Here is a 25,123-nt window from a genome sequence, read left to right on the forward strand (position 1 = left end):
CTCCTTTCACCGTCGGCGTTGCAACGCCCCGGCCTTGAAGGGAGAGCGGATGGCGCAGACGAGTCCCGACCGCGACGATGCCGAAGACCTAGCCACGCTGCCGTCACGGCGCGGCAGGTGGATCGTGCTCGGACTGCTCTTCGCCATCGTGCTCGGCTACTGGCTCTCGCCCTATGTCGGTGCGGCGCGCCTTGCCCAGGCAGCCAATGCCGGAGCGACGGACGAGGTCCTCACCCGCATCGATCTTCCGGCGCTGCGCATGTCTTTCGCCCGCCAGATCGTCCGCACCTATATCTCCCGCAATCCGCAGGCGCGCGGGCTCGATCCGCTCGCCCGCCAGGTCGTCGCCGGAGCGGCGACGGGCTTCGTCGATGCGATCATTGCCGAGCATCTCACGCCTGCGGCGATAGCCGCATTGCTGACCGAACGAGGCTCGGCGACATCCGCGGGCGAATTCCTGGGGCCGGGGCTGGCGCTGCCCCGGGCCGGTGGGTTCGGCGATGCCTGGACGCTGTTCTGGAATTCCGGATTCGACGGTCTGGCGAGCTTCGCGGTGACGGTGCCCCCGAAGGCTGCGTCCGCGGACGAACAGGACGCCTATCGGCTGCGCTTCGGGCTTTCCGGAATGTACTGGAAGCTGCGCGCGCTCGAGCTGCCGAGGGCGGTGCTCGCCCGGCTCGCGGACGAACTGAAGAGCCGCACCGACCGCGCCTCTTGATGCAATTCTGTCACAGCAACGGGAATGCGGTCATTCGAGAGATTTGGTTAACCATGTGCCGCAATGCCGCCACTTCGCCTTGGTTTGGCAAGGTCTCGTTTAGGTTGATAGATCATTTCTTACTGCACGTGCGATGCCGCCAAGGCGCGCTCTCGCCTTTGAAAGTCCGGAGAACAGACATGCTCGCGTCCCTCGCCGCCAGCGCCCGCACCACGCGCTTCGCCGTCGCCATTCTCGGGGCGCTCGCCCTCGGCGCCTGCGCCAAAGACCAGAATGCCGACGGCTTCGGTGCCGGCGGAGCGGCGACCCCTGGCAGCGCCCAGGATTTCGTCGTCAATGTCGGCGACCGCGTCTTCTTCGAGACCGATTCGACCGATCTGACGCCGACCGCCGTTGCCACCCTCGACAAGCAGTCGGCCTGGCTTGGCCGCTATCCGCGCTACACCTTCACCATCGAAGGCCATGCCGACGAGCGCGGCACCCGCGAATACAACTATTCGCTCGGCGCCCGCCGCGCCCAGACGGTCCGCGACTACCTCGCCTCGCGCGGAATTCCGGGCAACCGGATGCGCACCATCTCCTATGGCAAGGAGCGCCCGGTCGCGGTCTGCAACGACATCTCCTGCTGGTCGCAGAACCGCCGCTCGGTGACAGTGCTCGACGCCGGCGCCGGCGTCTGACATTCTCGATCGATCACGCAAGGACCGGCGCTTCCCGAAAGGAAAGCGCCGGTCCTTTCATATTTTGGCCGTGGTATCGGGGTGTGATAGTTTCCGGTTCCGAATAATGCGGTTTGCTTGATGATGACTGGTTCGAAGCTCTTTGGTTCCGCCTCCAAGCGGCTCGGTGCTCGTTGTGGCGTTGCCGTGACGGCATTGCTGCTGGCGATCGGGGCGGCGGCGCTGCCCGCGTCGGCGCAGGATGCGGCGGACCTGCTGGTGCGTACGACACGGCTCGAGAACCAGCTGCGTCAGCTGTCGGGGCAGATCGAGCAGCTCCAGTTCGAGAACCGGCGGCTGACCGAGCAGCTGCGCAAGTTCCAAGAAGATGTCGATTTCCGCCTTTCGGAGCGCGGCGGCTCGCGCTCCGGCGCGGCGCCGGCCTCTCCGCCGGCAGGCCAGCCGCCGCAGCCGGCGCGCCAGCGTCGCGGCGATGCCTTCGATCCCGCCGCCAATCCCGGCTCCGCTGGCGCTCCGCGCCAGATCGGCGAGGTGATCGACGATGATTTCGCGGGCAGCTCGACCGCAGGGCAGGGGCCGCTCGACATTTCCGGCGTTGGCCGTCCGGGTCCGCAGGGCGCGCTGTCGCCGACCGCGCCGCGCGGTCCGAGCGTCGCCGCCGCAGGCCAGGCTGCCAGCTCGCGCGAAATTTACGACGTCGCCTATGCCCATGTGCTGCGCAAGGAGTATGAGCGGGCGGAGATGGGCTTTCGCGAATTCCTGCAGAGCTATCCGCGTGACCGCCTCGCGCCCGACGCCACGTTTTGGCTTGGTGAGAGCTATTTCCAGCGCCAGCGCTATCGCGAAGCGGCCGAGCAGTTCCTGAAGATCTCGCGCGATTATCCCAAGGCCGGCAAGGGCGCCGACAGCCTGCTGAAGCTCGGTATGGCCCTGAACGGGCTCGGCGCGCGCGACCAGGCTTGCGCGACCTATGCTAAGGTCGGAGTCGACTTCCCGTCGGCCTCGAACGCGGTGCGCAAGGGCGTCGAGCGCGAGCAGAAGCGCGCTCGCTGCGCTTGAGCGCGGTGCAGCCTGCAGCCGCCAAGGCGGTCGCGCTCTCCGAGGCCGAAGCCGAGGCGCTGTTCGCGCCGCTGGCCGCCGAGGAGCGCTTGCTGGTCGCGGTTTCTGGCGGTCCCGATTCCGTTGCCCTGCTCGTTCTGCTCACCGACTGGGCGCGCGCCTGTGCCGGACGGCCGGCAATCCATGCCGCAACCGTCGATCACGGCCTGCGATCTGAGGCCGCTGCCGAGGCGGCGGCGGTCGGGCTCATATGCTCTGGCCTCGCCGTCCACCATGCCGTGCTCCGCTGGGAAGGCGAGAAGCCTGGCTCCGGTTTGCAGGAGCAGGCGCGGCTGGCTCGCTATGAATTGCTGGCCGGGCAGGCGAGGGTGCTCGGAGGCGCCGTGATCGTCACCGCCCATACGCTCGACGATCAGGCCGAGACCCTGCTGATGCGGATGGCGAAGGGCTCCGGCCCCGCAGGGCTCGTCGGCATGCGCGCGCGCACCGTCAAGGAGGGTGTGCCGCTCGCCCGCCCGCTGCTCGGCGTGGCGAAGCAGCGCCTCGTCGCCACCTGCCTGGCGCGCGGGCTCGATCATGCCAGCGATCCGTCGAACGAGGATCCGCGCTTCATCCGGGTGCGCTGGCGCGCGCTGATGCCGCAGCTCGCCGAGGAAGGGCTGACGCCGACCCGGCTCGCTCAGCTGGCTTCACGCCTGGCGCGCGCCGAACAGGCGCTCGACCAGCGGGCTGCGGGCCTGCTTCCGGCCTTGTCGACGCGCGGCGGCGACGGTTTGCGGCTCGATTTCGTCGGCCTGTGCCGCGAGCCCGACGAGATCGTGATCCGCGTTCTGGCGCGCGCGCTGGCGGTGTCGCAGCCGGAGGCCGAGATGCGTCTCGAACGGCTGGAAAGCTGCGCCCTTGCCCTGGCCGAGGCCGCACGACGCGGCGCGGCTCTCCGGCGTACGCTCGCCGGCTGCATGCTCCGGCTTACCGGCGACGGGGCCCTGATGGTTGCACCAGAACCGCCGCGGCGACGCGGTGTTCACCCTGAGGGGGAATGAGGCGAGCAAAACGCAGCCTTCCCTTGGCAAGAAGGGGATAGGCTCCTAGATTAGACCGTGAAAATCTCAGGCTCGTCCGGCATTTCCGCTGGAGAGCGGATCGGAACCCTGATGAATCCGAACTTCCGAAATTTCGCCCTCTGGGTGGTGATCTTCCTGCTGGTCCTGGCGCTCGTCACTCTGTTCCAGAGCCCGAGCCAGCGGGTCAGCACCAACGAGATCCCCTACAGCCAGCTGATCAACGAGTCCGAGGCCGGGCGCATCACCAATGTCGTGGTCGCCGGGCAGGAGATCACCGGCACCTTCACGGATGGGCGCAGCTTCGTGACCTATGCGCCCTATGGCGATCCGGCGCTGCTGAAGACGCTGGCGCAGAAGGGCGTTCAGGTCTCGGCGCGGGCTCCTTCCGAGGGCACGCCCTGGTTCATGGCGCTCCTGGTCAATTCGCTGCCCTTCGTCATTTTCATCGGCCTGTGGATTTTCATGTCCCGCCAGATGCAGAACGGCGCCGGCCGGGCGATGGGCTTCGGCAAGTCGAAGGCGAAGCTCCTCACCGAGGCGCATGGCCGCGTCACCTTCGAGGACGTCGCCGGCATCGACGAAGCCAAGGAAGACCTGCAGGAGATCGTCGAGTTCCTGCGCGATCCCCAGAAGTTCCAGCGCCTGGGCGGCCGCATTCCGCGCGGCGTGCTGCTGGTCGGCCCTCCGGGTACGGGTAAGACCCTGACCGCGCGTGCCGTCGCCGGCGAGGCGAACGTGCCGTTCTTCACGATCTCGGGTTCCGACTTCGTCGAAATGTTCGTGGGCGTCGGCGCCTCCCGCGTGCGCGACATGTTCGAGCAGGCCAAGAAGAACGCGCCCTGCATCATCTTCATCGACGAGATCGACGCTGTCGGCCGTCATCGTGGCGCCGGCCTCGGCGGCGGCAATGACGAGCGCGAGCAGACCCTCAACCAGCTGCTGGTCGAGATGGACGGTTTCGAGCCGAACGAGGGCGTGATCATCATCGCCGCGACCAACCGTCCGGACGTGCTCGACCCGGCGCTGCTGCGCCCCGGCCGCTTCGACCGCCAGATCGTCGTGCCGAACCCGGACGTCGCCGGCCGCGAGAAGATCCTGCGCGTGCATGTCCGCAAGGTCCCGCTCGCTCCGGATGTCGACCTCAAGGTGCTGGCCCGCGGCACGCCCGGCTTCTCCGGCGCCGACCTGATGAACCTGGTCAACGAGGCCGCCCTGCTCGCTGCCCGCCGCGGCAAGCGCATGGTCACGCATCTCGAATTCGAGGACGCCAAGGACAAGGTCATGATGGGCGCCGAGCGCAAATCGATGGCGATGTCCGAGGAGGAAAAGAAGCTGACCGCCTATCACGAGGCCGGTCACGCCATCGTCGGCCTCTATGTCCCGGCCGGCATCCCGGTCCACAAGGCGACGATCATCCCGCGCGGACGTGCGCTCGGCATGGTCAAGTTCCTGCCGGAAGGCGACCGCTACTCGATGAAGTTCAAGGAGTTCACCTCGCAGCTCGCGGTCGCCATGGGTGGACGCGTCGCCGAGGAGATCACCTTCGGCAAGGAGAACATCACCTCCGGCGCCACCGGCGACATCCAGCAGGCCACCAAGATGGCGAAGGCCATGGTCACACAGATGGGCTATTCGGAGGAGCTCGGCCTGGTCGCCTATGGCGACAATCAGGAAGAGGTCTTCCTCGGCATGTCGATGGGCCGCAGCCAGAGCATCTCGGAGTCGACGGCGCAGAAGATCGACAGCGAAGTTCGCCGCCTGGTCAACCAGGGCTATCTCGACGCCAAGGAGATCCTTAGCAAGCACCATGACGAGTTCGTCGCGGTGGCCGAGGCTTTGCTCGAGTTCGAGACGCTGACAGGCGACGAGATCCGCGACCTGATCGCGGGCAAGCGCCCGTCGCGCGACGCGGACGACACGCCGCATGCCCCGCGCGGCTCGGCCGTGCCGAGCGCCGGCAAGGGTCGTAAGCGCGGTGAGCCGGATGCCGGCCTGGAGCCGCAGCCGCAGGCCTGAGGGGCTTCGGAGGCGAGAGATCGGGCGGCCCCACGGGCCGCCCTTTTCTATTGAAGGCGGGGTTTTCCCGCGTTCGCGCATCGCATTCCGCTGCAGAAGCTTGCTGCGGCGCTCGACGGATACGTTTCGTCACAATTTGTGAGAAGCTGGCCGGGCTTTCAGCCTGTATGACCACGCAAGGTAATGTCGAGCCGGCAAGGCTCAAGGGAAGAACTTCGACCATGACACGCAAATACTTCGGCACTGATGGCATTCGCGGCCGCGCCAATGGCGTGATCACGCCGGACCTCGCACTGCGGGTCGGCCAGGCGACCGGTCTTGCCTTCCGCCGCGGCGAGCATCGCCACCGTGTCGTGATCGGGAAGGATACGCGCCTCTCCGGCTACATGATCGAGAACGCCCTCGTCGCCGGCTTCACTTCGGTAGGCATGGATGTTCTGCTCCTCGGGCCGATGCCGACGCCGGCAGTCGCCATGCTGACGCGCTCGATGCGTTCCGATCTCGGGGTGATGATCTCCGCCTCGCACAACGCCTATGAGGACAATGGCATCAAGCTGTTTGGCCCGGATGGCTACAAGCTCTCCGACGAGGTCGAGTCCGAGATTACCCGCCTGATCGATTCCGACCTCGGCAAGCAGCTTTCGGCCTCGCCGGCGCTGGGCCGGGCGAAGCGCATCGAGAGCGCGGATGCCCGCTACATCGAATTCGCCAAGCGCACTCTGCCGCGCAATCTGAGCCTGGAAGGGCTGCGGATCGTCGTCGACTGCGCCAATGGCGCTGCCTACAAGGTCGCGCCGGAGGCGCTCTGGGAGCTGGGGGCCGAGGTCATCGCCATCGGCGTCGAGCCGGACGGCTTCAACATCAACCGCGATGTCGGCTCGACCAAGCCTGATGCGCTCAGCCAGAAGGTGCGTGAGCTGCGCGCCGATGTCGGCATTGCGCTCGACGGCGATGCCGACCGCGTGCTGATCGTCGACGAGAACGGCCAGGTCGTCGATGGCGACCAGCTGATGGGCGTGATCGCGCGCAGCTGGCAGGAGGACGGGCTGCTCTCGGCGCCGGGCATCGTCGCCACCGTGATGTCCAATCTCGGCCTGGAACGCTATCTGGCCGGGCTCGGCCTGTCGCTGGCGCGCACTGCCGTCGGCGATCGCTATGTGCTTGAGCATATGCGCGCCAACGGCTTCAATCTCGGTGGCGAGCAGTCCGGCCACATCATTCTCTCGGACTACGCGACGACGGGCGACGGGCTGGTCGCGGCACTGCAGCTGCTTGCCGTGGTCAAGCGCAAGGAGAAGCCCGTCTCCGAGGTCTGCCACTGCTTCGAGCCGCTGCCGCAGATCCTCAAGAACGTCCGCTACAAGCAGGGCCGGCCGCTGGAGGAGAAGCCGGTGGTCAGCGCCATCAAGGCGGCGGAGCAGATGCTCGGCGAGAGCGGGCGCCTTGTGATCCGGCCTTCCGGCACCGAGCCGGTGATCCGGGTGATGGCCGAGGGCGACGACCGCGATCTCGTCATGCGCGCGGTCGACGAAGTCGTCGACGCCGTGGCGAAGGCTGCGGCCTGATCGCAGGCGTCCGTCCCGCGGGTGCTCCGCAGCTGACCGGCAGTACGGGAAATCATCGCAGCGCCGGAACCTTGCGCAGGGTTCCGGCGCTTCTTCGCAATGCTGGTCGCCCGATCGCGGGTTTTCGATGTCGCCTGATCTGATCAAGGTGAAGTGATCGGGCGCTTAACCTTCCAGTAACCACAGTGCTCTCGTTCATGCAAAAGTAGGGTTAGGTTTTAAGGTTAAGTGTCATTTAAGAAATCAATGGCAGGGTCTTCCCATCGGTAACTCGCGCGAGCTGCGTCCCGCCTGCGCAAACACGAAGGAACCCTGCCATGGGCAGCCTGAAAACCCTTGCGCTTGCCGGCGTCATGGCTCTGGGTGCATCCGCCGTCGCCAAGGCTGCCGATTTCCCGATTGCGGCTCCGCCGCCTCCGCCCCCGGCACCGGAGCTACGCGGCTCGGTCGGCGGCGGCTGGTATCTGCGCGGCGATATCGGCGTCGGCTCGCAAGGCTATGACGAGCTCGATGTGAAGGTGAACAATGCCCCGGTCATCCAGACGGCGGGCGTCACCTCCTTCAGCACGATCAACCCCGATCGCAGCTTCGCCGCCTTCGCGGGCATCGGCATCGGCTACCAGTTCAACAACTGGTTCCGCGTGGATCTGACTGGCGAGTATCGCGGCGCTTCCTTCACCGGCCGCGACCAGCTTTCCTACAATTTCGGCATCCCGATCAACCAGACCAACAATTACCGCGCGGACATCGCGACCTTCGTTGGCCTGGTCAACGGCTATATCGATCTGGGTACCTGGAACTGCCTGACGCCCTATCTTGGTGTCGGTGTCGGCTTCGCCAATCACAGCGTCAACGGTCTGACCGACAACGGCATCAACCAGGCCGTTGGTGCGCCGTTCGCCAACGTCTCCTATGCCTATGGCAACACGGCCAGCGAGACCAGTTTCGCTTGGGCGCTGATGGCCGGCGTCGCCTATGACGTGACCTCGAACCTGAAGCTCGACATCGGCTACCGCTACCTGAACATGGGTGATGGCCCGACCATCGGGCTCGCCGGCGCCAACGGCCTGCTGGTCAATCCGAGTTCGTCGGTTCGCTTCAAGCAGATCGACAGCCACGATATCCGCATCGGCATGCGCTGGAACTTCAACGATCCGAACTGCTGCGGCCCGAAGGAACAGCCGGTCTATGCGCCGGCGCCCCACGTGGTCCGCAAGTACTGATCAGCAAGTACTGATCCCACTCGACATCTGACGACGAGGCTGCGCGAACTCAATTCGCGCAGCCTTTTCGTTTGCGCGGCCGGCCGCACGGCGGCGAGACCGTGGAAACGCTGCTGCCGGCGACACCCAGGCCGGGCGGACTCAGGAGGTCAGCCGGCCTCGCAATGCCGCTGCAACCCCCTCCAGTTCCCGTGCCGGCGGCTGGGCCGGCAGCGTGAATTCCTCGACGCCCTGCTCGAGATAGACCGCGGAGGTGATGTCGTGCCGGTGATGCATCGGTACGAGGTGGGCATGGGCGTGGTTCATATGGATGCCAGTGTAGAGCATGGCGACCCGCTCGACCGGGTAGAGCGCTTTCATCTCGCGGGCGAGGCGCTGCGAGAGCGTCATGATCTTGCCGGCGAGCGCGGGCGGAATGTCCTCGAACCAGGGAAAATGGGCGCGCGGGATCACCAGCGTATGGCCGGGCCGGATCGGATGGATGTCGAGAAAGGCGAGGACATCCTCTTCCTCATGGACGGCGTGGCAGGCGATCTCGCCGCGTGCGATCCGGCAGAACAGGCAATCGTTGGTCATCCCGGCCTCCAGCACACGACCTGGCGAGCGGGTCTGCAGGCCGGGACAAGCTCAAGATTGACATACTCCCCTACAGTATTCTAGGCCTAGGGAATGAAATGCCATGCCGCATAGTCCGGAAGAGAAGAAGCGTGCTGTCGCGCGCCTGCGCCGGATCAGGGGGCAGGCCGAGGCGCTGGAGCGCGCCGTCGAGGCCGGCACGGATTGCAGCACATTGCTGCAGCAGATCGCGGCACTGCGCGGCGCCGCCAACGGGCTGATGGCGGAAGTGCTCGAAGGCCATCTGCGCGAGACCTTCGGCCATGCGCGCGGAGGCTCGCTGGGCGGGCAGGGGGCGGCAGGCTTCGATGCCGATGCCGAGATCGACGGCATCATCAGGACATTGCGTACCTATCTGAAATAGGCGCGCCGGAACCAGTTGAAGGAGGATTTGAGATGAAGACACGCGCCGCCGTCGCCTGGGAGGCCGGAAAGCCGCTGACCATCGAGACCATCCAGATCGGCGGCCCGAGGGCCGGCGAGGTGCTGGTCGAGGTGATGGCGACCGGCATCTGCCATACCGACGCCTACACGCTGTCCGGCCTCGATTCCGAGGGCAAGTTCCCGGCGATCCTCGGCCATGAGGGCGCCGGTATCGTGCGCGAAGTCGGCGCGGGCGTCACGACGCTGAAGCCCGGCGACCACGTCATCCCGCTCTACACGCCGGAATGCCGCAGCTGTAAGTCCTGCCTGTCGCGCCGGACAAACCTCTGCACCTCGATCCGTGCGACGCAGGGCCAGGGCCTGATGCCCGACGGCACGTCGCGGTTCTCGTGCGATGGCGGCGAGGTCTTCCACTATATGGGCTGCTCGACCTTTGCGAACTTCACGGTGCTGCCCGAGATCGCGCTGGCCAAGGTCCGCGAGGACGCGCCCTTCGACAAGATCTGCTATATCGGCTGCGGTGTGACGACCGGCATCGGCGCGGTGATCTACACCGCCAAGGTCTGGCCCGGCGCCAATGTCGTGGTCTTCGGGCTCGGCGGCATCGGTCTCAACGTCATCCAGGGCGCGCGCATGGTCGGCGCCGACAAGATCATCGGCGTCGACATCAACCCCGGCAAGCGCGCCATGGCCGAGAAGTTCGGCATGACCGACTTCGTCAATCCGCGCGAGATCGGCAACGACAAGGTGGTGCAGGCGATCGTCGACCTGACCGGCGGCGGCGCCGACTTCTCGTTCGACGCGACCGGCAACACCGACGTGATGCGTCAGGCGCTCGAGTGCTGCCATCGCGGCTGGGGCGAGTCGATCATCATCGGCGTCGCCGAGGCGGGCAAGGAGATTGCGACCCGGCCGTTCCAGCTGGTCACCGGCCGCGTCTGGAAGGGCACTGCCTTCGGCGGCGCGCGTGGGCGTACCGACGTGCCGAAGATCGTCGACTGGTACATGGAGGGGAAGATCAACATCGACGATCTGATCACCCACAAGCTGAGCCTGGACGAGATCAACCACGGCTTCGACCTGATGCATGAGGGCAAGTCGATCCGCTCGGTGGTGGTCTACTGAGCGGCCGTCTTCTCGCCTCATCGGGCGGGCAAGGAAGTAGGACGTCATTCCGGGACATCGCGCAGCGATGGGCCCGGAACCCAGAAGCGATGTCGTTCGTCTAAAGGCGGATCCCCCACGCCTGCCCGGTTCCGCCTGCGGTCCTGGGTTCCGGGCTCGCCCCTGCGGGGCGCCCCGGAATGACGGCGCGGCCATTCAGAACGCGGGACTGCCCTATGGAACTCGTCTCCTCCTCGAAAGCCTTCGGCGGCCAGCAGCGCGTCTACCGCCATGACAGCTCGGCCTGCGCCTGCCCGATGACCTTCGCGGTCTTCCTGCCGCCGCAGGCGGAGGCGGGGCCGGTTCCCGTACTCTGGTATCTCTCGGGCCTGACCTGCACGCATCAGAACGCGATGGACAAGGGCGAGTATCGCGCCGCGGCGGCGGCCAACGGCGTCGCCATCATCTGCCCCGACACCTCGCCGCGCGGGGAGGGCGTGCCGGACGAGCCGGAGAACTGGCAGTTCGGCTCGGGCGCCGGCTTCTATCTCGACGCGACGCAGCCGCCTTATGCGACGAACTACCGGATGGAGAGCTATATCCGGGACGAGTTGCCGGAGCTCGTCGCCCGCGAATTGCCGCTCGACATGTCGCGCCAGGGCATCTTCGGCCATTCCATGGGCGGCCATGGCGCGATCACGCTCGCGCTGAAGAATCCCGGGCGCTACGCCTCGGTCTCGGCCTTCGCGCCGATCACCCAGCCTTCGACCGCCGGCTGGTCGCGGCCGGCCTTCGAGAAATATCTCGGCCCGGACGAGGCGGCCTGGCGCGCCTATGACGCGACCCTGCTGATCGCCGATGGGCATCGCGTCCCCGACCTGCTCGTCGACCAGGGCACGGCCGACGGCTTCCTGCAGGAGGGGTTGCGGCCGCAACTGCTCGAACTCGCCTGCACAACGGCCGGCATCCCGCTGACGCTGACGATGCGGGAGGGCTACGACCACTCCTACAACTTCGTCTCGACCTTCATGGCCCAGCATATCGCCTGGCATGCCGAGCGGCTGACCGGCTGAGGAACGCTGCCCCTGCTGCGGCGTTGCATGGCTGCATCAGCGGGGGATCGGGCCATGGCATCGGCAGTCTCGCCCGGGAGCGGCAAGCGCTCCCTGTTCACGCGGCTTTCGCAGGCGACGGCGCATTGGGCCGGCAAGCCGCAGACCTTCTTCGTCGCGCTCGCCATCATCCTGGTCTGGGCCGCGTCGGGGCCGTTCTTCGGCTTCAACGACACCTGGCAGCTCGTCATCAACACCTCGACGACGATCGTCACCTTCCTGATGGTCTTCATCATCCAGAACAGCCAGAACCGCGACACCGCCGCGATGCAGATCAAGCTCGACGAGCTGATTGCCAAGGTCGAGGGGGCGCGCGAGGAGCTGCTCGATCTCGAGGAACTCGACGAGGACAAAATCGAGGCGATCCGCGGGGAGTTCGAGGCGATCGCCCGCAAGGCCCGCTCCGGAAAGCGCGGCTAGAGGCCGTGTCGGTGAGGCGCGCGAAGCCCCTGGAGGCAGCACCCGCTGCCTCCGATGGCATCCATGACATTGCCGAGCCCGAACTGCATGCCGAGCTTTGGGTCGAGGACGGTCTCTAGAAACCCTTGGCGGTACGCGAGCTGAGTGCGAGTTTCTCGACCAGTTCGTCAGTGATGGGCTTGCTCAGGGAAAACGTAACTCCGGTCTTGGTCGCCCTTAGCTTCAAGGCGGCGATCTCGTCGGCATGGGCGGCAATTGCGCCCGGGTCGACATAGAGGCCACATTGTTTGCTGAAGGCGGCATAGCCGGCGATGATCGTCTCCTCAATCTGGAAGCCTGGCATGTCGTATTTCATGATTTCCTTGGCGTCCGGCAGCGCCTGCGACAGCTGTGCACGCAGTCGATCCAACATGGCGCGAAACGGTTCCGGGGCTGTGGCAATGTAGGCATCATGGTCGTCGATCTTCGTCATGCTGACACCGTGCCTGTCTGCATGCCCATAAGCAACGAATGGGCGCGAAAACTCCCAATGCGCGCGATCGAGATCTGTCCGCGACGGCCAGCCCCGTCGCCGAGAAGCAGGAATCGCTAGCCCGCCAGCACGAAATCGAAGCGGCCGAGCTGGCCGCCCTCGGCCGGGCGCAACTTCATCAGCAGCCTTGAATCGAACAGGCCGTCGCGGCGATTGCCGGGCTCGTCGGGGAAATAGAGCTGTGTCGTCAGCACCGGGCCCTGCGCGCCGCCGCGCAGCTTGACGTGGAGATGGCGGGTGCGGCCAGGATAGAGCCCGGGGGCGCGGGTGATGAACTGGTAGCGGCCCTGCGCGTCGGCGAAGAGATGGCCGCGGAAGCGGAAGCCACGATTATCGTACTGGCCGGACGGGTCGGCCTGCCAGAAATCGAGCAGCGCACCGGGGATCGGGCGGCATTGGCGTGTCAGCACGAAGCCGCTGAGGACGAGCAGCTCACCGGCCCCATCCTCGCGCAAATCTGAGCGCTGCGGCGACGACGGCGTGAAGTAAGGTCCTTCGGTCTGGCGCGGCGTCGCGGCGGCCTGCGCATCGCAAGCTGGTGTCGCCGGGAGCTCGGCGCCCTGCGCCAGGGCCTCCTCCGGCAGACCGAGGCTGGCGAAGCCGGCGGCCGACAGGCTCGTAATGATGAGGTCGCGGCGGCTCGGTGCATCGGTCATGGCTGGCTCTTCCCTCGCTCTCGTCAGCTTCGCTCTTGCGCCCATTCTTGCAATGCGGCTTCCGGCGGATTTCGGGCAGGAGGCCCAGGCTCGCCGAACCGTGATGCGTGGCACCGACAAGCTCCTGTCCACCACGCGGGTCGGGTCCCGGACGCGGGCGCTGGCGGCGGCTGCGGTTTTTCGGCACAGTCGCGCCAAGGGGAATCGGCCGGCAAGGCGTCCCGTTCGAGACAAGATCAAGGGGACGACATGCCGACCGATATCGAGATCGCCCGCGCGGCGAAGCTGCAGCCGATCGGTGCGATCGCCGCCAAGGCCGGCATTCCCGATGCGGCGCTGCAGCCCTATGGCAAGTACATCGCCAAGGTCGATACCAGCGCCATCGGCGACTTCGCCTCGCGGCCGGACGGCAAGCTGATCCTCGTCACCGCGATCAGCCCGACGCCGGCGGGCGAGGGCAAGACCACGACGACGGTCGGCCTTGGAGACGGGCTGTCGCGGCTCGGCAAGCGCACCATGATCGCGCTGCGCGAGCCCTCGCTCGGCCCCTGCTTCGGCCAGAAGGGCGGCGCGGCCGGCGGCGGCCATGCCCAGGTCGTGCCGATGGAGCAGATCAACCTGCACTTCACCGGCGACTTCCACGCCATCACCAGCGCGCACAACCTGCTCGCGGCGATGCTCGACAACCATGTCTACTGGAGCAACGAGCTCGGCTTCGATGCCCGCCACGTCGCCTGGCGGCGCGTCATGGACATGAACGACCGGGCGCTGCGCAGCCTCGTCACCTCGCTCGGCGGTGCGACCAACGGCTTCCCGCGCGAGGACGGCTTCGACATCACCGTCGCCTCCGAGGTGATGGCGATCTTCTGCCTCGCCACCGATCTCGCCGATCTCGAGGCACGGCTCGGGCGCATCGTCGTCGGCCGTCGGCGCGACAAGAGCCCGATCACCGCCGCAGACCTCAAGGCGCCAGGCGCGATGACCGTGCTGCTCAAGGACGCGCTGATGCCGAACCTGGTACAGACGCTGGAAGGCACGCCGGCCTTCGTCCATGGCGGCCCCTTCGCCAACATCGCCCATGGCTGCAACTCGGTGATCGCGACCCGCGCCGCCCTCAAGCTCGCCGACTATGTCGTGACCGAGGCTGGCTTCGGCGCCGATCTCGGGGCCGAGAAGTTCTTCGATATCAAGTGCCGCAAGGCCGGGCTGAAGCCCGACGTCGCCGTGGTGGTCGCGACCGTCAGGGCGCTGAAGATGCATGGCGGCGTCGCACGCGACGCGCTCTCGGCCGAGAATCTGCCGGCGCTGGAGGCGGGCCTTTCGAACCTGGCGCGCCATGTCGAGAACCTCCGCAAATTCGGCGTGCCGCCGATCGTCGCGATCAACCATTTCATCAGCGACACGCCGGCCGAGCATGCGCTGATCCAGAATTTCTGCCGTAATCATCTCGGCGTCGAGGCGGTGATCTGCCGGCACTGGGCGCAAGGTGGCGCCGGCACGGAAGAGCTCGCGGCCAAGGTCTCTGCGCTGGTCGAGAGCGGCGAGGCCGATTTCGCGCCGCTCTATCCCGACGCGCTGCCGCTGCGCGAGAAGCTGGAGAAGGTGGCGCGCGAGATCTACGGCGCCGCCGGCATCTCGGCCGATGCCAGGGTGAGCGCGCGCTTCGCCGAGCTCGAAGCCGCGGGCCATGGCGACCTGCCGATCTGCGTGGCGAAGACCCAGTATTCCTTCTCCGCCGACCCGACGCTGCGCGGCGCGCCATCCGGCCATATCGTGCCGGTGCGCGAGCTCAGGCTGGCGGCGGGTGCGGGCTTCGTGGTGGCGATCTGCGGGGACATCATGACCATGCCGGGGCTGCCGCGGCAGCCGGCGGCCGAGCGCATCCATATCGACGCGAGCGGGCAGATCGAGGGGCTGTTCTAGGCTGCTCGGGCTTGCTTCCAGTGCCGCTGCGTAAACAAAGCGTAAACTATATCGCCCCATCATCTTCCTTGCCTTCCCATCTCTGGGAGGCAAGGCCGGAGGTGGATACCCTATGCGTGTGCTTGATGCCTGGCGCAGCTGCGGCCTGCAGGCCCGCGTGCTCGTGCTGGTACTGGCCACGCTGATCGGGATCGCGGTGCCGGCCTCCGGCATCTTCCTCTGGATCGTCAACGGCACGGTGGTGAAGCTCGGCACGCTTTTCGCCGAGAAGCAGATCCTGTTCGATCGCTATCGCGGTCTCGAAGCATTGATGCGCGAGGTCTCATTGGCCGAGACGGTGGCGCGCGCGCCGGTCATCGTCGAATGGGCGCAGGACGAGCACGATCCGGAGAAGGCCAAGCGCGGCCTCGCCGAGCTCGAGCACTACCGGCTTTCCTTTACCGACCGCAGCTATTTCGTCGTGCTCGACCGGACCGGGAACTACTACTTCAACGATCGGGACAATAATTACCAGAACGCCCGGCTTCGTTACACGGTCGCGCCCAACGACCCCAAGGATGCCTGGTACTTCAAGACGCGCGCGCTGGGGCAGGGCTGCCACCTCAACGTCAACCGCGACGAGGCGCTCGGCGTCACCAAGGTCTGGATCAACTGCATCATCCAGAAAGACGGCAAGGTGCTGGGCCTGATCGGCACCGGCGTCGACCTCACCCAGTTCATCAAGGAGGTCGTCGAGTTCCCGCAGACCGGCGTGCAGAGCATGTTCGTCGACCTGCAGGGAGCGGTGCAGGCGCATCGCGACCCGCGGGTCGTCGACTTCCACAGCCTCACCAAGGACATCTCGGCGAAAAAGACGATCTTCAACCTGCTCGACCGCGAGGAGGATCGCAAGGCGCTGGCCGGGATGATGAAGCAGGTCTCGCAAGGCGACACGCTCGTGCTCTCGCGCTTCATGCAGATGGACGGGCGCGAGGTGCTTGTCGGCGTCGGCTTTCTCGATCGGCTCGGCTGGTTCAACGTTACGGTGATGGATGTCGATGCGATCATCGACCGCAAGCTGTTCATGCCGCTTGCGGCCTTGATCGCTGCGATCCTGCTGGCCGCCGCGACGCTGATGACCCTTTTGTTCAAGCGCAAGGTGCTCGACCGGCTCGCCTGGGTCGAGCAGGGGCTGGCGCGCCTGCGCGGCGGCGATTTCAAGGTGACGGCGCGTGAGGAGGGTCATGACGAGATCGCCCGCCTGGCGCATGCCTTCAACGAAATGGCGCAGGCAGTCGGCGACAATACCGGGCGGCTCGAGGCGATGGTGCGCGAGCGCACCGAGCAGCTGGAGCGCCTGGCGCAATACGACCCGCTGACCTCGATTCTGAACCGGCGCGGCTTCGACCACGCCTTCGCGCGCGAGCAGAACCGGGCGCGGCGCGAGGGCAAGCCATGCGGCCTGCTGATCGTCGATCTCGACCGCTTCAAGCGCGTCAACGACGAGCACGGCCATCAGGGCGGCGACGAAGTGCTGGTCGCCTGCGTGCAGCGAATGTCTTCGGTGCTGCGCAACTACGATGCCTGCGCCCGCTGGGGCGGCGACGAGTTCATCCTTTTAATCAGCGGCTGCGATGCGCCGGCTCTGTCGGCGATCGCAGCCAAGCTCGGGGCGAACCTGCGCGAGGCGCCGGTCATCATCGCAGGGGGCGGGACGGTCGCGGTGACCGCCAGCATCGGCGCGGTGCTGGTCGGCGAGGACGAGAGTCTTTCCGACGCGACCGCGCGGGCGGATGCGGCGCTCTACGAGGCCAAGCGCAATGGTCGCGACGGTTTCGTACTGCACAAGTCGCCGCTGCGGGCCGCGTAGAGGCTGCTTTACGCCTCGGCCCCCTCAGTCGAAGGCGAGCTGCACCTTCATCGCCTTCGACTTGTCGGCGGCGAGGTCGAAGGCTTCGACAGCGCGCGCGATCGGGATCGAGGCGGTGAGCAGCGGCGAGAGGTCGATCCGGCCCGAACCGATCAGCGCGACCGCCCAGTCGAATTCCTCATGGAAGCGGAAGGAGCCGCGCAGGTCGAACTCCTTGGCGACGACGACGTTCATCGGCAGGGTGAAATTGCCGCCGACCCCGATCTGGACGATGACCCCGCCGGGGCGGACGGCGTCGAAGGCGCCGGTCAGCGCATGCTGGTTGCCGGAGGCCTCGAACATCACGTCGAAGCTGCCCTTGTCGGCGCCGTAATCGGCCTTGAGCCGATCCGGCTCGGCCATGACGTTGATCGCGGTGGTGGCGCCCATCTTGAGCGCGATCGGGAGCGGTCCGTCGACCACGTCGGTGACGACGATCTCGCTGGCGCCGGCGGCGCGGGCGGCGACGACGGTGAGGACGCCGATCGGCCCCGAGCCCGTGATCAGCACGCGCTTGCCGAGCAGCGGGCCGGCGCGCTTGGCTGCATGCAGGCAGACGGCGAGCGGTTCGGCGAAGGCCGCCTGCGCCGCGCCGATATGGGCGGGAAGCTTCACCGCCTGGCGCTCCTCGATGACAAGCTCCTCGCGGAAGCCGCCCTGGACATGGGGGAAGCGCATGGCGCTGCCATAAAACAGCATGTCCAGGCAGTGCTGCTGCTGGCCGGTCTGGCAATAGCGGCAGCGCCCGCAGGAGCGGCTCGGATTGACGGCGACGAGATCGCCGGGCGCGACACGCGAGACCTCGGCACCGACCGCCTCGACTATGCCGGCGATCTCATGGCCGAGGATCATCGGCTCGCGCACCCGGATCGTGCCGAAGCCGCCATGGAGGTAGTAGTGCAAATCCGAACCGCAGATGCCGCCGGCCTTGACGCGAACGCGGACGTCGAGCGGGCCGAGTTCGGGAGTGACGGTCTCCTCGACACGGAGATCCTTCTCGGCATGGATGACGACGGCGCGCATGGAAACTCTCCCTTGGGGACCAGCGGCTATGCGGACCCGGCGATTGTCTAATCGTTTTAAAACGCTTACCCAAGCCGGGACGAGGTGCCAAGCCACGAGACCGGGAGGATAGGATGTCGCTCAATCTGTTCAAGCTCGATGGGCGTATCGCCCTCGTCACCGGCTCCGGCCAAGGCATCGGCCTCGCCATGGCGGAAGGCCTCGCAGCCGCCGGGGCGCATGTCGTCCTGAACGGACGCGACAAGACGAAGCTCGAAGCGGCACGCGATGCGATCGCTGGCGCCGGGCACAAGGTCTCGATCGCCCCATTCGACGTCACCGACCAGAAGGCGGTCGAGGCCGGGGTCGCCGCGGTCGAGGCTGAGATCGGGCCGATCGACATCCTGATCAACAATGCCGGCACGCAGAAGCGCGGCGCCTTCGTCGACTTCCCGGCTGAGGACTGGCATTTCCTCGTCGCCACCAATCTACATTCGGTGTTCTACGTCACCCAGGCGGTGGCGAAGCGCATGGCGCCGCGCAATCGCGGCAAGATCGTCAGCATCGGCTCGGTGATGAGCAAGCTCGGCCGGCCGACCATCGTGCCCTATACCGCGACCAAGGGCGCGGTCGCGCTGATGACGCAGGGGCTCGCCGCCGAGCTCGGCAAGCACAACATCCAGGTCAACGCGATCGGCCCCGGCTACATCGTCACCGAGCTCAACAAGGCGCTGATCGCCGATGAGACCTTCTCCAACTGGGTCAAGAGCCGCACGCCGGTCGGGCGCTGGGGCGAGACCAAGGAGCTGATCGGCGCGGCGATTTTCCTGTCCTCGGAAGCCTCGGATTATGTCAGCGGCCATCTGCTGATGGTCGATGGCGGCCTGACCAGCGTGGTCTGAGCCGGCGCAGCAGCGCCGTCAGCGCCTCGCGGCCACGTAGGGCACGAGCTCGGTCAGCGCCGAAATGGTGAGATCGGCGGGATCGCCGAGCTGCTCGGGCTGCATGCGCAGCGCCTTGAACATAGCGGCGGGGCCGATCGCGCCGCCCGCCAGTTCGGCGCGCAGCGCGGCGGGCGTGATCCGCTCGATACGGGCGACGGTGAGGCCATAGGCCTTGGCGCCGGCAATATCGAAGCCGTTGGAGGAGACGAACAGGATCTCCTCGCGGGAAAGACCGAGCCTGTCCTCGACGAGCCGGTAGCCGCGCGGATCGGGCTTGTAGGCCCTGATCTCGTCGACGCTGATCACCGTCTCCAGCAGGCCGTCGATCCCCGCCTGCTTGGTGAGGTTCGCCAGCATGGACGGGCTGCCATTGGAGAAGATGGCGAGCCGTGTCGGCGCGAGGCCTTTCAGCGCCTCGAGCGCTTCCGGATAGAGGGCGAGAGCGTCATAGGCGGCGGCGATACGGGCGAGGAGCTCGGGCGTCGCTTCGAGCCCGAGCGTCCGCAGCGTGAAGTCGAGCGAGGCCCGGGTGACGCTCCAGAAGTCCTCGTAGCGGCCCATCAGCGAACGCAGCCAAGTGTATTCGAGCTGCTTCAGCCGCCAGATCTGGGTGATTGCGTCGCCATGGCCGGGAAAGGCCGCCTCGGTCAGTCCTGCGACGGACTGTACGTCGAAGAGCGTGCCATAGGCATCGAAGACGACGGCCTTGATCGGCATTGCGCGTTTCCTCTTCCTTATCTCCGGGAGCCCGACACGTCTCCCGCTCCAGCCCTCATCCTGAGGAGCCGTTCCGTCAGGAACGGCGTCTCGAAGGACGTTCCAGGAGGCTCTCGCGCCAGCTGGAGCATCCTTCGAGACGCGCCTGCGGCGCTCCTCAGGATGAGGGCTGAGATGTCATTCGCGCCACCTTAGCGCTCGCCTTGGCCGCGCGGAGCGTGATATCCGCACAAGCACCTTTTCGCAGATGCACAGGTTGCCAAGATGTCCAGCCGCCCCGTCATGCTGATGATCCTCGATGGCTGGGGCTGGCGCGACGACGCGAACAACAATGCCGTCCTTCTGGCGAAGACGCCGAACTTCGACCGGTTCTGGAGCGCCTCGCCGCACGCCTTCCTGCGCACCAGCGGGCTCGATGTCGGCCTGCCCGAAGGCCAGATGGGCAATTCCGAGGTCGGCCATCTCAATCTCGGCGCCGGCCGCGTCGTGCTGCAGGACCTGCCGCGGATCAACCAGGCGATCACGGACGGCAGCCTGAAGCAGGCGCTGGAAGCCAGCGGCCTGATCGGCAAGCTGAAGGCGAGCGGCGGCACCTGCCACCTCGTCGGCCTGGTCTCGCCGGGCGGCGTGCACGCCCATCAGGACCATGCTGTGGCGCTGGCGAGGCTCTTGGCGGAGGCCGGTGTTCCGGCCGTGATCCATGTCTTCACGGATGGCCGCGATACGCCGCCGCGCTCGGCCGGCGACTATGTCGCGGCGCTCGAGGCGGCCCTGCCGGCGCAGGTCAAGATCGCGACCCTGTCCGGCCGCTACTACGCGATGGACCGCGATAATCGCTGGGAGCGGGTCGAGCTCGCCTGGAAGGCGATGGCGCTCGGTGAAGGCGAGCAGATGCCGACCGCAGCCTCGGCGATCGAGGCTGCCTACGCAGCCAATGTCAGCGACGAGTTCATCAAGCCGGCGGTGATTGCGGGCTTTGCCGGCATGAAGGATGGCGACGGGCTGCTCAGCTTCAATTTCCGGGCCGACCGCATCCGCGAGATACTGGCGCCGTTGCTGTTCGCCGAGTTCAGCGGCTTCCCGCGGCCCAAGGCGCCGAAGCTCGTCGCCGCGGTCGGCATGACCTCCTACAGCTCCGAGCTCGATCCGCTGATGCCGGCGCTGTTTGCGCCGCAGAGCCTGGCGAACGGGCTCGGCGAGACGGTGGCTGCGGCCGGCCTGAAGCAGATCCGCTTCGCCGAGACTGAGAAGTACCCGCACGTCACCTATTTCTTCAATGGCGGGCGCGAGGAACCTTATGAAGGCGAGGCGCGCAGCATGACGCCGTCGCCGAAGGTCGCGACCTATGACCTCCAGCCGGAGATGTCGGCGCCGGAGCTGACGGAGAAGGTCGTCGCGGCCATCGAGAGCGGGAAGTACGACCTGTTCGTGCTGAACTTCGCCAATCCCGACATGGTCGGCCATACCGGCGTGCTCTCCGCTGCGATCAAGGCGGTCGAGACCGTCGATGCTGGCCTGGGCAAGATCGCGGACGCGATCCTTGCCAAGGGCGGCGCGCTCTTTGTGACGGCCGATCATGGCAATGCCGAACTGATGGTCGATCCGGTGACCGGCAATCCGCACACCGCGCACACCACTTTCCCGGTCCCGGCGATGGTGATCGGCAGCGGGGCGACGGCGCTGGCTGAGGGGCGCCTCGCCGATGTCGCGCCGACGCTGCTGGCTCTGCTCGGTCTGAAGCAGCCTGCGGAGATGACCGGCGCGTCGCTGCTGCGCTGACACAGGCTGGCGTGCCGGCGGGGTCAGCCGGCTGAGACTGCTGCGCCGCTCTGGGTAAAGAACGAGGCCTGTGCGGCGAGGGCGCGGCTCGCGGCGCGCATTGATTCCGCCTCGCCGCGTCCGATCTCGTCGAAGCGGCCCGCGAGTTCGTCCAGGGCCTGCACGGCTCTGGCGGGTTGCTGTGTCGCATTGGCGATGCGCGCCAGCGCCAGCCTGACGGCGTGCGTCGTGGCCGGCGCGAGATCGGCCTCCGCCAGCATGGCGCGCAGGCGCAGCACTGCCATGCCGACAGCGAACACCGCGACGCCGCCATCCTCGGCGGTGCCGACCCGCTCGCCCGCCTGCTGCGACAGGCGTACCAGCCGCAGCAGCCGGTGATTGAGCCGGGCCCGCCAGGTCGCGGCGCGCAGTGCCGCCTCGGGCGCGCTGCAGAGATCCTGCAGCTCCTTCAACATCATGCCGGCGAGCACCTGCAGGCGCTGGCGCGCATCGGTCGGGAAGATGGTGCGGAAGGCGATCAGCGTCAGGAACGGCGCCGAGACCACGGCGAGCGCGGTGAAGACAGTGCTGGCGAGATCTCCCTTGAGCGGCAAGGCGGGCTGCGACAGCAGCAGCAGGGCCATGCAGTAGTCGATCGAGCCCAGCATCGTGCGCCGGTGCGCCATCGGCAGCGCGCCGAGCATGATGAAGGGCATCAGCATCAGGACGAGTTCGAGTTCGCTCGTCGCCAGCGGCCAGACCAGCCAGCGGCAGGCGAGCGCGGCCAGGGCGCCGCAGGCCTGGCCGACCAGCACCTTGCGCATGATCAGCGCCGGATTCTCCCAGGTCGAGAACAGCGTCACCATCACCGAGGTGCCGAGCAGCAGTAGGGCGCCGGCCTGCCAGCCGGTGACCACCCAGATCGTGCCCAGGCCCAGCATGATGCCGCCGGCGCGCAGCGCTGCCTGGCGGGCGCCGACCCAGTCGCGATGCAGGATGACGGGATGCTCGATGCGGGCGGGCCGGACCTCGCCATCGCTGACGCCGACCCGCTCTTTCGCGGCGGCTTCGAGGCGAAGGATTGCATCCTGGAGGGGCGGATGTTCAGCCGAGAGATCGGCGGCACGTTCGAGCAGGGGTAGAACCTCGGCGACCGGCGCGCCGGCTTCCAGCGCGTCGGCCGCTTGTGCGAGCAGTTGCCTGACCGGTTCGACGCGAAGCGTGTCTGGCGCAGCCCTGAGCCAGACCAGCGTGGAGACGAGGGCGGAGATCAGGCTGCGAATGCTGCGGGCCGAGCGCCGCGAGCGGAGCGAGCCCGCGCCGTGCGGCTCCAGAGCCTCGTCGAGCAAGGCGAGCTGCCGCAGGATCTGCCGCTGCTCCTCGGCGCCGGGCTTCGTCCCCGAGAGCAGGGTCGTGAGCTGCCGCAGCACGCGGATCGCCAGTTGCCGCGCCTCGCTGGCAACGGCGTCCTCGCCCTCTTTCGGTGCGAGGAGAAGGCCGACGACCAGGGCCGTCAGGATCCCGGTCAGCACGGTCAGCAGCCGGTCTGCCGCCAGAAGGAGGATATGGTCGGGGTGGCCGATATCGAGCAGCACCACCATCGCCGCCGAAAAACCGGCGATGAGGGCGCCGTAGGAGACGAAGCCGCGCAGCAGATTGCCGGCGAAGGCGCAGAGCCCGACCCAGAGCGCCAGCCCGAGCATGACCGGGAGCGGCTGACCACCGGAGAGCAGCATCAGGAGGACACCGACCGCAGTGCCGACGAGCGTGCCGACGCCGCGGAAGAAGGCTTTTTCCACCAACATGTTGCGCGCCGGCTGGGCGGAAGCGAAGACGGTCATCGCCGACCATTGCGGGTGCTCGAGCCCGAGCGCCCGGGCGACCAGCAGCGCGAGGCAGGCGGCGAAGCAGGTGCGCAGCGTGAAGCCGAGGCGCCCGGTGTCGAAACCGAGCCTGATGAGGGCGGGAAGGGCGTTCATGGCATGCGGCACTGCATCAGGCTTGCCGCGAGGGGCGGCGGAATCCGCTCCCAGCTTTCCATCACGTCGACGGGTTTGTCACCGCGCTGGGCGGATGCCGCCGGTACACATTGCCGCGTGGCGGGCTCTCAGAAGCTGTAAGCCGCCTTCACCTTCAGCAGATGCTGGCTGAAATTGGTGATGTCGAGATCGCCCGGCTGGCCCTTGGCCTTGCCTGCAAGCTGGATATTGTAGGCTGCCGAGAGCGCGAGGGCCTTGGTCGCCTGCCAGAAGACGCCGGGCCCCGCGAAGGTGGCGTAGCCGACATTGCCGCCGAGGCCGAGTTCGTTTTGGCGGCGCTGATGGCGGACTTCGCCGCTCAGATACAGCCCGTCGACGACCTGCCAGGCGAGCGAGCCGCCGATCGTCAGGGTCGATGAGCGCAGATAGGGGCTCGGGCCGGTCCAGGTCAGATCCTGCGAGAGATTCGCGGCGGCATAGAGCTTGCCGCGGACGAGCGCTGCGTCGGCGAAGAGGCGTAAACCGGTGTTGTAGGTGGTGAACTCGCCGCCGCCGGTCGGGTCGCTGCGGTTGAAGCTGGGATCGACGATGACGGTGAGGCCGATGCCGTTGAGGTCGCGGCCGAGCAGGCGGTACTTCATCTCCAAGCCGGCGCCGAGGCTGCGCGCATCTGCGGCCACGCCGGCGATCGTCGCGTCGGTGTAGCCTCCCAGCAGGTAAGGGCCGATCTCGGCACAGGGGAAGAGGCCGTAGGAGCCCTGCAATTGCAGGCCGTGCGCGGCCTGCCGGCCATCGCGGACGCCGAAGCCGCCGCCATAGCTCAGGCTGGCGCCGAAGGATCCGGGATCGGCGACTTCCGAGCCGGTGGTGAAGCCGAAGGCATCGATCGGGATGCTATCGCTCTCGGTGCAGGCCGAGAGCGTGGGAGGCGCAGCCGGCGCATTCCTGCGCTGTGGCAGGTCGGCGGCGAAGGCGGGGACGAAGGCGGTAGAAGCGACGAGGGCGAGGAGGGCGGACTTGGGCATCGCGGCGTTCCGATTGCATGAAATCAAGTTATGCTAATGCAAACGAATTGCAACAAAGATTCCGAACTTGAACGGCATGCGGCGAAGTGCGCAGCTCATGTGAAGGCGAGCGCAGTTTCTCGATAGCTGCATTTCTATGGAAGCGGGCGCACGGCGGGGTCTTAGCCCGAAGAGGAAATAGTCCGCAGGCGGGCGAAGGCGACCGGTGCGATCTCCGCCAGTTCCGCGACCGGCTTCCAGGCCGCGGCATGGACTTCCTCTTCCTGCGCGACCAGCGGCAGAGCGGGGTCGGCGAGGAAGAGATATTGCAGGTCGTGATGGATATGCGCCGGCTCGCCGCGCGAGGGCTTGCCGGGCACCTCATGGCTGTCGATGGCGAAGGGCAGGTCGTCGCCCCGGTGCCAGGGATGGAGAACAAGCCCGGCGACGCCAGTCTCCTCGACAGCCTCGCGCGCCGCCGATTCGTGGAAGTGCGGCGCCGGCTCGTAATGCCCGCCGGGCTGGAGCCAGCGGCCGATCACGACATGGTCGATCAGCAGGATGCGGGCATGATCCGGCGAGAGCACGAAGGCGCTTGTGGTGACGTGTCCGGGAAAGGTGTCGCGTTCGGCGAGGGCGTGGCGCTCGCCGATCTGCCAGCGCAGCAGGGCGAGATGCTCGCGCGGGCTGGCGACCTCGGTGCGATAGCGCGTCACCAGCGGCTCGAGACGGCCGAGGAAGTTGAGATCGGTCATCGGAA

General features: G+C 67.0%; 23 protein-coding genes. 15 read left to right on the forward strand and 8 right to left on the reverse strand.

The features are described 5' to 3' along the window. The first annotated feature begins 49 nt into the window (after nt 1–49). From DK26_RS19940 to DK26_RS19970, 7 genes are all read left to right on the forward strand, one after another. Nucleotides 50–718, forward strand: coding sequence for a DUF2939 domain-containing protein (locus DK26_RS19940; protein ID WP_066476101.1), 669 nt, complete (start codon nt 50–52; stop codon nt 716–718). A gap of 179 nt (nt 719–897) precedes the next feature. Then, nucleotides 898–1,398, forward strand: a complete 501-nt coding sequence (pal, locus tag DK26_RS19945; protein WP_066476103.1) for a peptidoglycan-associated lipoprotein Pal — start codon at nt 898–900, stop codon at nt 1,396–1,398. 186 nt (nt 1,399–1,584) lie between these two features. Next, nucleotides 1,585–2,457: a tol-pal system protein YbgF gene (gene ybgF, locus DK26_RS19950; RefSeq protein ID WP_248310045.1), complete on the forward strand. Its 873-nt coding sequence runs from the start codon at nt 1,585–1,587 to the stop codon at nt 2,455–2,457. Between the two features lie 5 nt (nt 2,458–2,462). Then, nucleotides 2,463–3,500 carry a tRNA lysidine(34) synthetase TilS gene (gene tilS / locus DK26_RS19955; RefSeq protein ID WP_083533413.1) on the forward strand — a complete coding sequence of 346 codons (1,038 nt, stop codon included), beginning with the start codon at nt 2,463–2,465 and terminating at the stop codon, nt 3,498–3,500. A 111-nt stretch (nt 3,501–3,611) separates the two neighbouring features. After that, nucleotides 3,612–5,537, forward strand: a complete 1,926-nt coding sequence (gene ftsH / locus DK26_RS19960; protein WP_066476107.1) for an ATP-dependent zinc metalloprotease FtsH — start codon at nt 3,612–3,614, stop codon at nt 5,535–5,537. A gap of 221 nt (nt 5,538–5,758) precedes the next feature. Then, nucleotides 5,759–7,102, forward strand: a complete 1,344-nt coding sequence (glmM, locus tag DK26_RS19965) for a phosphoglucosamine mutase (RefSeq protein ID WP_066476111.1) — start codon at nt 5,759–5,761, stop codon at nt 7,100–7,102. A gap of 317 nt (nt 7,103–7,419) precedes the next feature. Continuing rightward, nucleotides 7,420–8,325 carry an outer membrane beta-barrel protein gene (locus DK26_RS19970; protein WP_066476112.1) on the forward strand — a complete coding sequence of 302 codons (906 nt, stop codon included), beginning with the start codon at nt 7,420–7,422 and terminating at the stop codon, nt 8,323–8,325. A 141-nt stretch (nt 8,326–8,466) separates the two neighbouring features. Here the strand turns inward: DK26_RS19970 and DK26_RS19975 are convergent, their stop codons facing one another. Then, nucleotides 8,467–8,901, reverse strand: a complete 435-nt coding sequence (locus tag DK26_RS19975) for an HIT family protein (RefSeq protein ID WP_066476113.1) — start codon at nt 8,899–8,901, stop codon at nt 8,467–8,469. 103 nt (nt 8,902–9,004) lie between these two features. Here DK26_RS19975 and DK26_RS19980 point away from each other — a divergent pair, with 103 nt between their 5' ends. The 4 genes from DK26_RS19980 (at nt 9,005) to DK26_RS19995 (ending at nt 11,960) form a co-directional block, all read left to right on the forward strand. Continuing rightward, complete coding sequence (locus tag DK26_RS19980) at nt 9,005–9,304, forward strand: metal/formaldehyde-sensitive transcriptional repressor (RefSeq protein ID WP_066476115.1); 300 nt, start codon at nt 9,005–9,007, stop codon at nt 9,302–9,304. Nucleotides 9,305–9,336: 32 nt separating this feature from the next. Further along, the gene (locus tag DK26_RS19985) at nt 9,337–10,449 is read left to right on the forward strand and encodes an S-(hydroxymethyl)glutathione dehydrogenase/class III alcohol dehydrogenase (RefSeq protein WP_066476117.1); all 1,113 of its coding nucleotides are present in this window, start codon (nt 9,337–9,339) and stop codon (nt 10,447–10,449) included. A 215-nt stretch (nt 10,450–10,664) separates the two neighbouring features. After that, nucleotides 10,665–11,501, forward strand: a complete 837-nt coding sequence (fghA, locus tag DK26_RS19990) for an S-formylglutathione hydrolase (RefSeq protein WP_066476118.1) — start codon at nt 10,665–10,667, stop codon at nt 11,499–11,501. Nucleotides 11,502–11,555: 54 nt separating this feature from the next. Continuing rightward, nucleotides 11,556–11,960 carry a low affinity iron permease family protein gene (locus DK26_RS19995; protein WP_066476120.1) on the forward strand — a complete coding sequence of 135 codons (405 nt, stop codon included), beginning with the start codon at nt 11,556–11,558 and terminating at the stop codon, nt 11,958–11,960. Nucleotides 11,961–12,075: 115 nt separating this feature from the next. On the opposite strand, the gene DK26_RS20000 is transcribed toward DK26_RS19995, so the two are convergent. Both DK26_RS20000 and DK26_RS20005 read right to left on the reverse strand, forming a co-directional pair. Beyond that, the gene (locus DK26_RS20000) at nt 12,076–12,432 is read right to left on the reverse strand and encodes a DUF1801 domain-containing protein (RefSeq protein ID WP_066476122.1); all 357 of its coding nucleotides are present in this window, start codon (nt 12,430–12,432) and stop codon (nt 12,076–12,078) included. Nucleotides 12,433–12,548: 116 nt separating this feature from the next. Then, a complete protein-coding gene (locus DK26_RS20005; RefSeq protein ID WP_157089745.1) occupies nt 12,549–13,148 on the reverse strand; it encodes an intradiol ring-cleavage dioxygenase in 600 nt (199 codons plus the stop codon). 249 nt (nt 13,149–13,397) lie between these two features. Between DK26_RS20005 and DK26_RS20010 the strand changes: the two genes are divergently transcribed. Continuing rightward, nucleotides 13,398–15,071 (forward strand): formate--tetrahydrofolate ligase, encoded by a 1,674-nt coding sequence (locus DK26_RS20010; RefSeq protein ID WP_066476126.1) that lies wholly within the window; start codon nt 13,398–13,400, stop codon nt 15,069–15,071. Between the two features lie 112 nt (nt 15,072–15,183). Next, a complete protein-coding gene (locus DK26_RS20015; RefSeq protein WP_066476128.1) occupies nt 15,184–16,920 on the forward strand; it encodes a diguanylate cyclase in 1,737 nt (578 codons plus the stop codon). Between the two features lie 24 nt (nt 16,921–16,944). Here the strand turns inward: DK26_RS20015 and DK26_RS20020 are convergent, their stop codons facing one another. Continuing rightward, nucleotides 16,945–17,982 (reverse strand): L-idonate 5-dehydrogenase, encoded by a 1,038-nt coding sequence (locus DK26_RS20020; protein WP_066476130.1) that lies wholly within the window; start codon nt 17,980–17,982, stop codon nt 16,945–16,947. A gap of 113 nt (nt 17,983–18,095) precedes the next feature. On the opposite strand from DK26_RS20020, the gene DK26_RS20025 reads away from it, so the two are divergent. Next, nucleotides 18,096–18,863 carry an SDR family oxidoreductase gene (locus tag DK26_RS20025; protein WP_066476132.1) on the forward strand — a complete coding sequence of 256 codons (768 nt, stop codon included), beginning with the start codon at nt 18,096–18,098 and terminating at the stop codon, nt 18,861–18,863. 18 nt (nt 18,864–18,881) lie between these two features. On the opposite strand, the gene DK26_RS20030 is transcribed toward DK26_RS20025, so the two are convergent. Then, entirely contained in the window at nt 18,882–19,622 is a 741-nt protein-coding gene (locus tag DK26_RS20030) for a haloacid dehalogenase type II (RefSeq protein WP_066476134.1), read from the reverse strand. Nucleotides 19,623–19,886: 264 nt separating this feature from the next. On the opposite strand from DK26_RS20030, the gene gpmI reads away from it, so the two are divergent. Next, the gene (gpmI, locus tag DK26_RS20035) at nt 19,887–21,401 is read left to right on the forward strand and encodes a 2,3-bisphosphoglycerate-independent phosphoglycerate mutase (RefSeq protein ID WP_083533386.1); all 1,515 of its coding nucleotides are present in this window, start codon (nt 19,887–19,889) and stop codon (nt 21,399–21,401) included. Nucleotides 21,402–21,424: 23 nt separating this feature from the next. Here gpmI and DK26_RS20040 read toward each other — a convergent pair whose 3' ends face one another. The 3 genes from DK26_RS20040 to DK26_RS20050 form a co-directional block, all read right to left on the reverse strand. Beyond that, on the reverse strand, nt 21,425–23,359 hold the full coding sequence (locus tag DK26_RS20040) for an FUSC family protein (protein ID WP_066476139.1): 1,935 nt from the start codon (nt 23,357–23,359) through the stop codon (nt 21,425–21,427). Nucleotides 23,360–23,487: 128 nt separating this feature from the next. Beyond that, nucleotides 23,488–24,384 (reverse strand): hypothetical protein, encoded by an 897-nt coding sequence (locus tag DK26_RS20045; RefSeq protein ID WP_066476141.1) that lies wholly within the window; start codon nt 24,382–24,384, stop codon nt 23,488–23,490. A gap of 161 nt (nt 24,385–24,545) precedes the next feature. Next, complete coding sequence (locus DK26_RS20050) at nt 24,546–25,118, reverse strand: NUDIX domain-containing protein (protein WP_066476142.1); 573 nt, start codon at nt 25,116–25,118, stop codon at nt 24,546–24,548. Between the last annotated feature and the right edge of the window lie 5 nt (nt 25,119–25,123).

Origin of the sequence: Allobosea sp. WAO, from assembly GCF_001509835.1 — a bacterium.
In the GTDB taxonomy this organism is placed as follows: domain Bacteria; phylum Pseudomonadota; class Alphaproteobacteria; order Rhizobiales; family Beijerinckiaceae; genus Allobosea.

Bases quoted from the DNA above. Each gene is read 5' to 3' on its own strand.
- ftsH (WP_066476107.1), top strand. From the start codon at position 3,612: ATGAATCCGAACTTCCGAAATTTCGCCCTCTGGGTGGTGATCTTCCTG.
- fghA (WP_066476118.1), top strand. From the start codon at position 10,665: ATGGAACTCGTCTCCTCCTCGAAAGCCTTCGGCGGCCAGCAGCGCGTC.
- DK26_RS19975 (WP_066476113.1), bottom strand. From the start codon at position 8,901: ATGACCAACGATTGCCTGTTCTGCCGGATCGCACGCGGCGAGATCGCC.
- DK26_RS20025 (WP_066476132.1), top strand. From the start codon at position 18,096: ATGTCGCTCAATCTGTTCAAGCTCGATGGGCGTATCGCCCTCGTCACC.
- DK26_RS19985 (WP_066476117.1), top strand. From the start codon at position 9,337: ATGAAGACACGCGCCGCCGTCGCCTGGGAGGCCGGAAAGCCGCTGACC.
- pal (WP_066476103.1), top strand. From the start codon at position 898: ATGCTCGCGTCCCTCGCCGCCAGCGCCCGCACCACGCGCTTCGCCGTC.
- glmM (WP_066476111.1), top strand. From the start codon at position 5,759: ATGACACGCAAATACTTCGGCACTGATGGCATTCGCGGCCGCGCCAAT.
- DK26_RS20040 (WP_066476139.1), bottom strand. From the start codon at position 23,359: ATGAACGCCCTTCCCGCCCTCATCAGGCTCGGTTTCGACACCGGGCGC.
- DK26_RS20015 (WP_066476128.1), top strand. From the start codon at position 15,184: ATGCGTGTGCTTGATGCCTGGCGCAGCTGCGGCCTGCAGGCCCGCGTG.
- DK26_RS20020 (WP_066476130.1), bottom strand. From the start codon at position 17,982: ATGCGCGCCGTCGTCATCCATGCCGAGAAGGATCTCCGTGTCGAGGAG.
- DK26_RS20000 (WP_066476122.1), bottom strand. From the start codon at position 12,432: ATGACGAAGATCGACGACCATGATGCCTACATTGCCACAGCCCCGGAA.
- DK26_RS20030 (WP_066476134.1), bottom strand. From the start codon at position 19,622: ATGCCGATCAAGGCCGTCGTCTTCGATGCCTATGGCACGCTCTTCGAC.
- DK26_RS19995 (WP_066476120.1), top strand. From the start codon at position 11,556: ATGGCATCGGCAGTCTCGCCCGGGAGCGGCAAGCGCTCCCTGTTCACG.
- DK26_RS19980 (WP_066476115.1), top strand. From the start codon at position 9,005: ATGCCGCATAGTCCGGAAGAGAAGAAGCGTGCTGTCGCGCGCCTGCGC.
- DK26_RS19970 (WP_066476112.1), top strand. From the start codon at position 7,420: ATGGGCAGCCTGAAAACCCTTGCGCTTGCCGGCGTCATGGCTCTGGGT.
- DK26_RS19940 (WP_066476101.1), top strand. From the start codon at position 50: ATGGCGCAGACGAGTCCCGACCGCGACGATGCCGAAGACCTAGCCACG.
- gpmI (WP_083533386.1), top strand. From the start codon at position 19,887: ATGTCCAGCCGCCCCGTCATGCTGATGATCCTCGATGGCTGGGGCTGG.
- DK26_RS20050 (WP_066476142.1), bottom strand. From the start codon at position 25,118: ATGACCGATCTCAACTTCCTCGGCCGTCTCGAGCCGCTGGTGACGCGC.
- DK26_RS20045 (WP_066476141.1), bottom strand. From the start codon at position 24,384: ATGCCCAAGTCCGCCCTCCTCGCCCTCGTCGCTTCTACCGCCTTCGTC.
- DK26_RS20005 (WP_157089745.1), bottom strand. From the start codon at position 13,148: ATGACCGATGCACCGAGCCGCCGCGACCTCATCATTACGAGCCTGTCG.
- DK26_RS20010 (WP_066476126.1), top strand. From the start codon at position 13,398: ATGCCGACCGATATCGAGATCGCCCGCGCGGCGAAGCTGCAGCCGATC.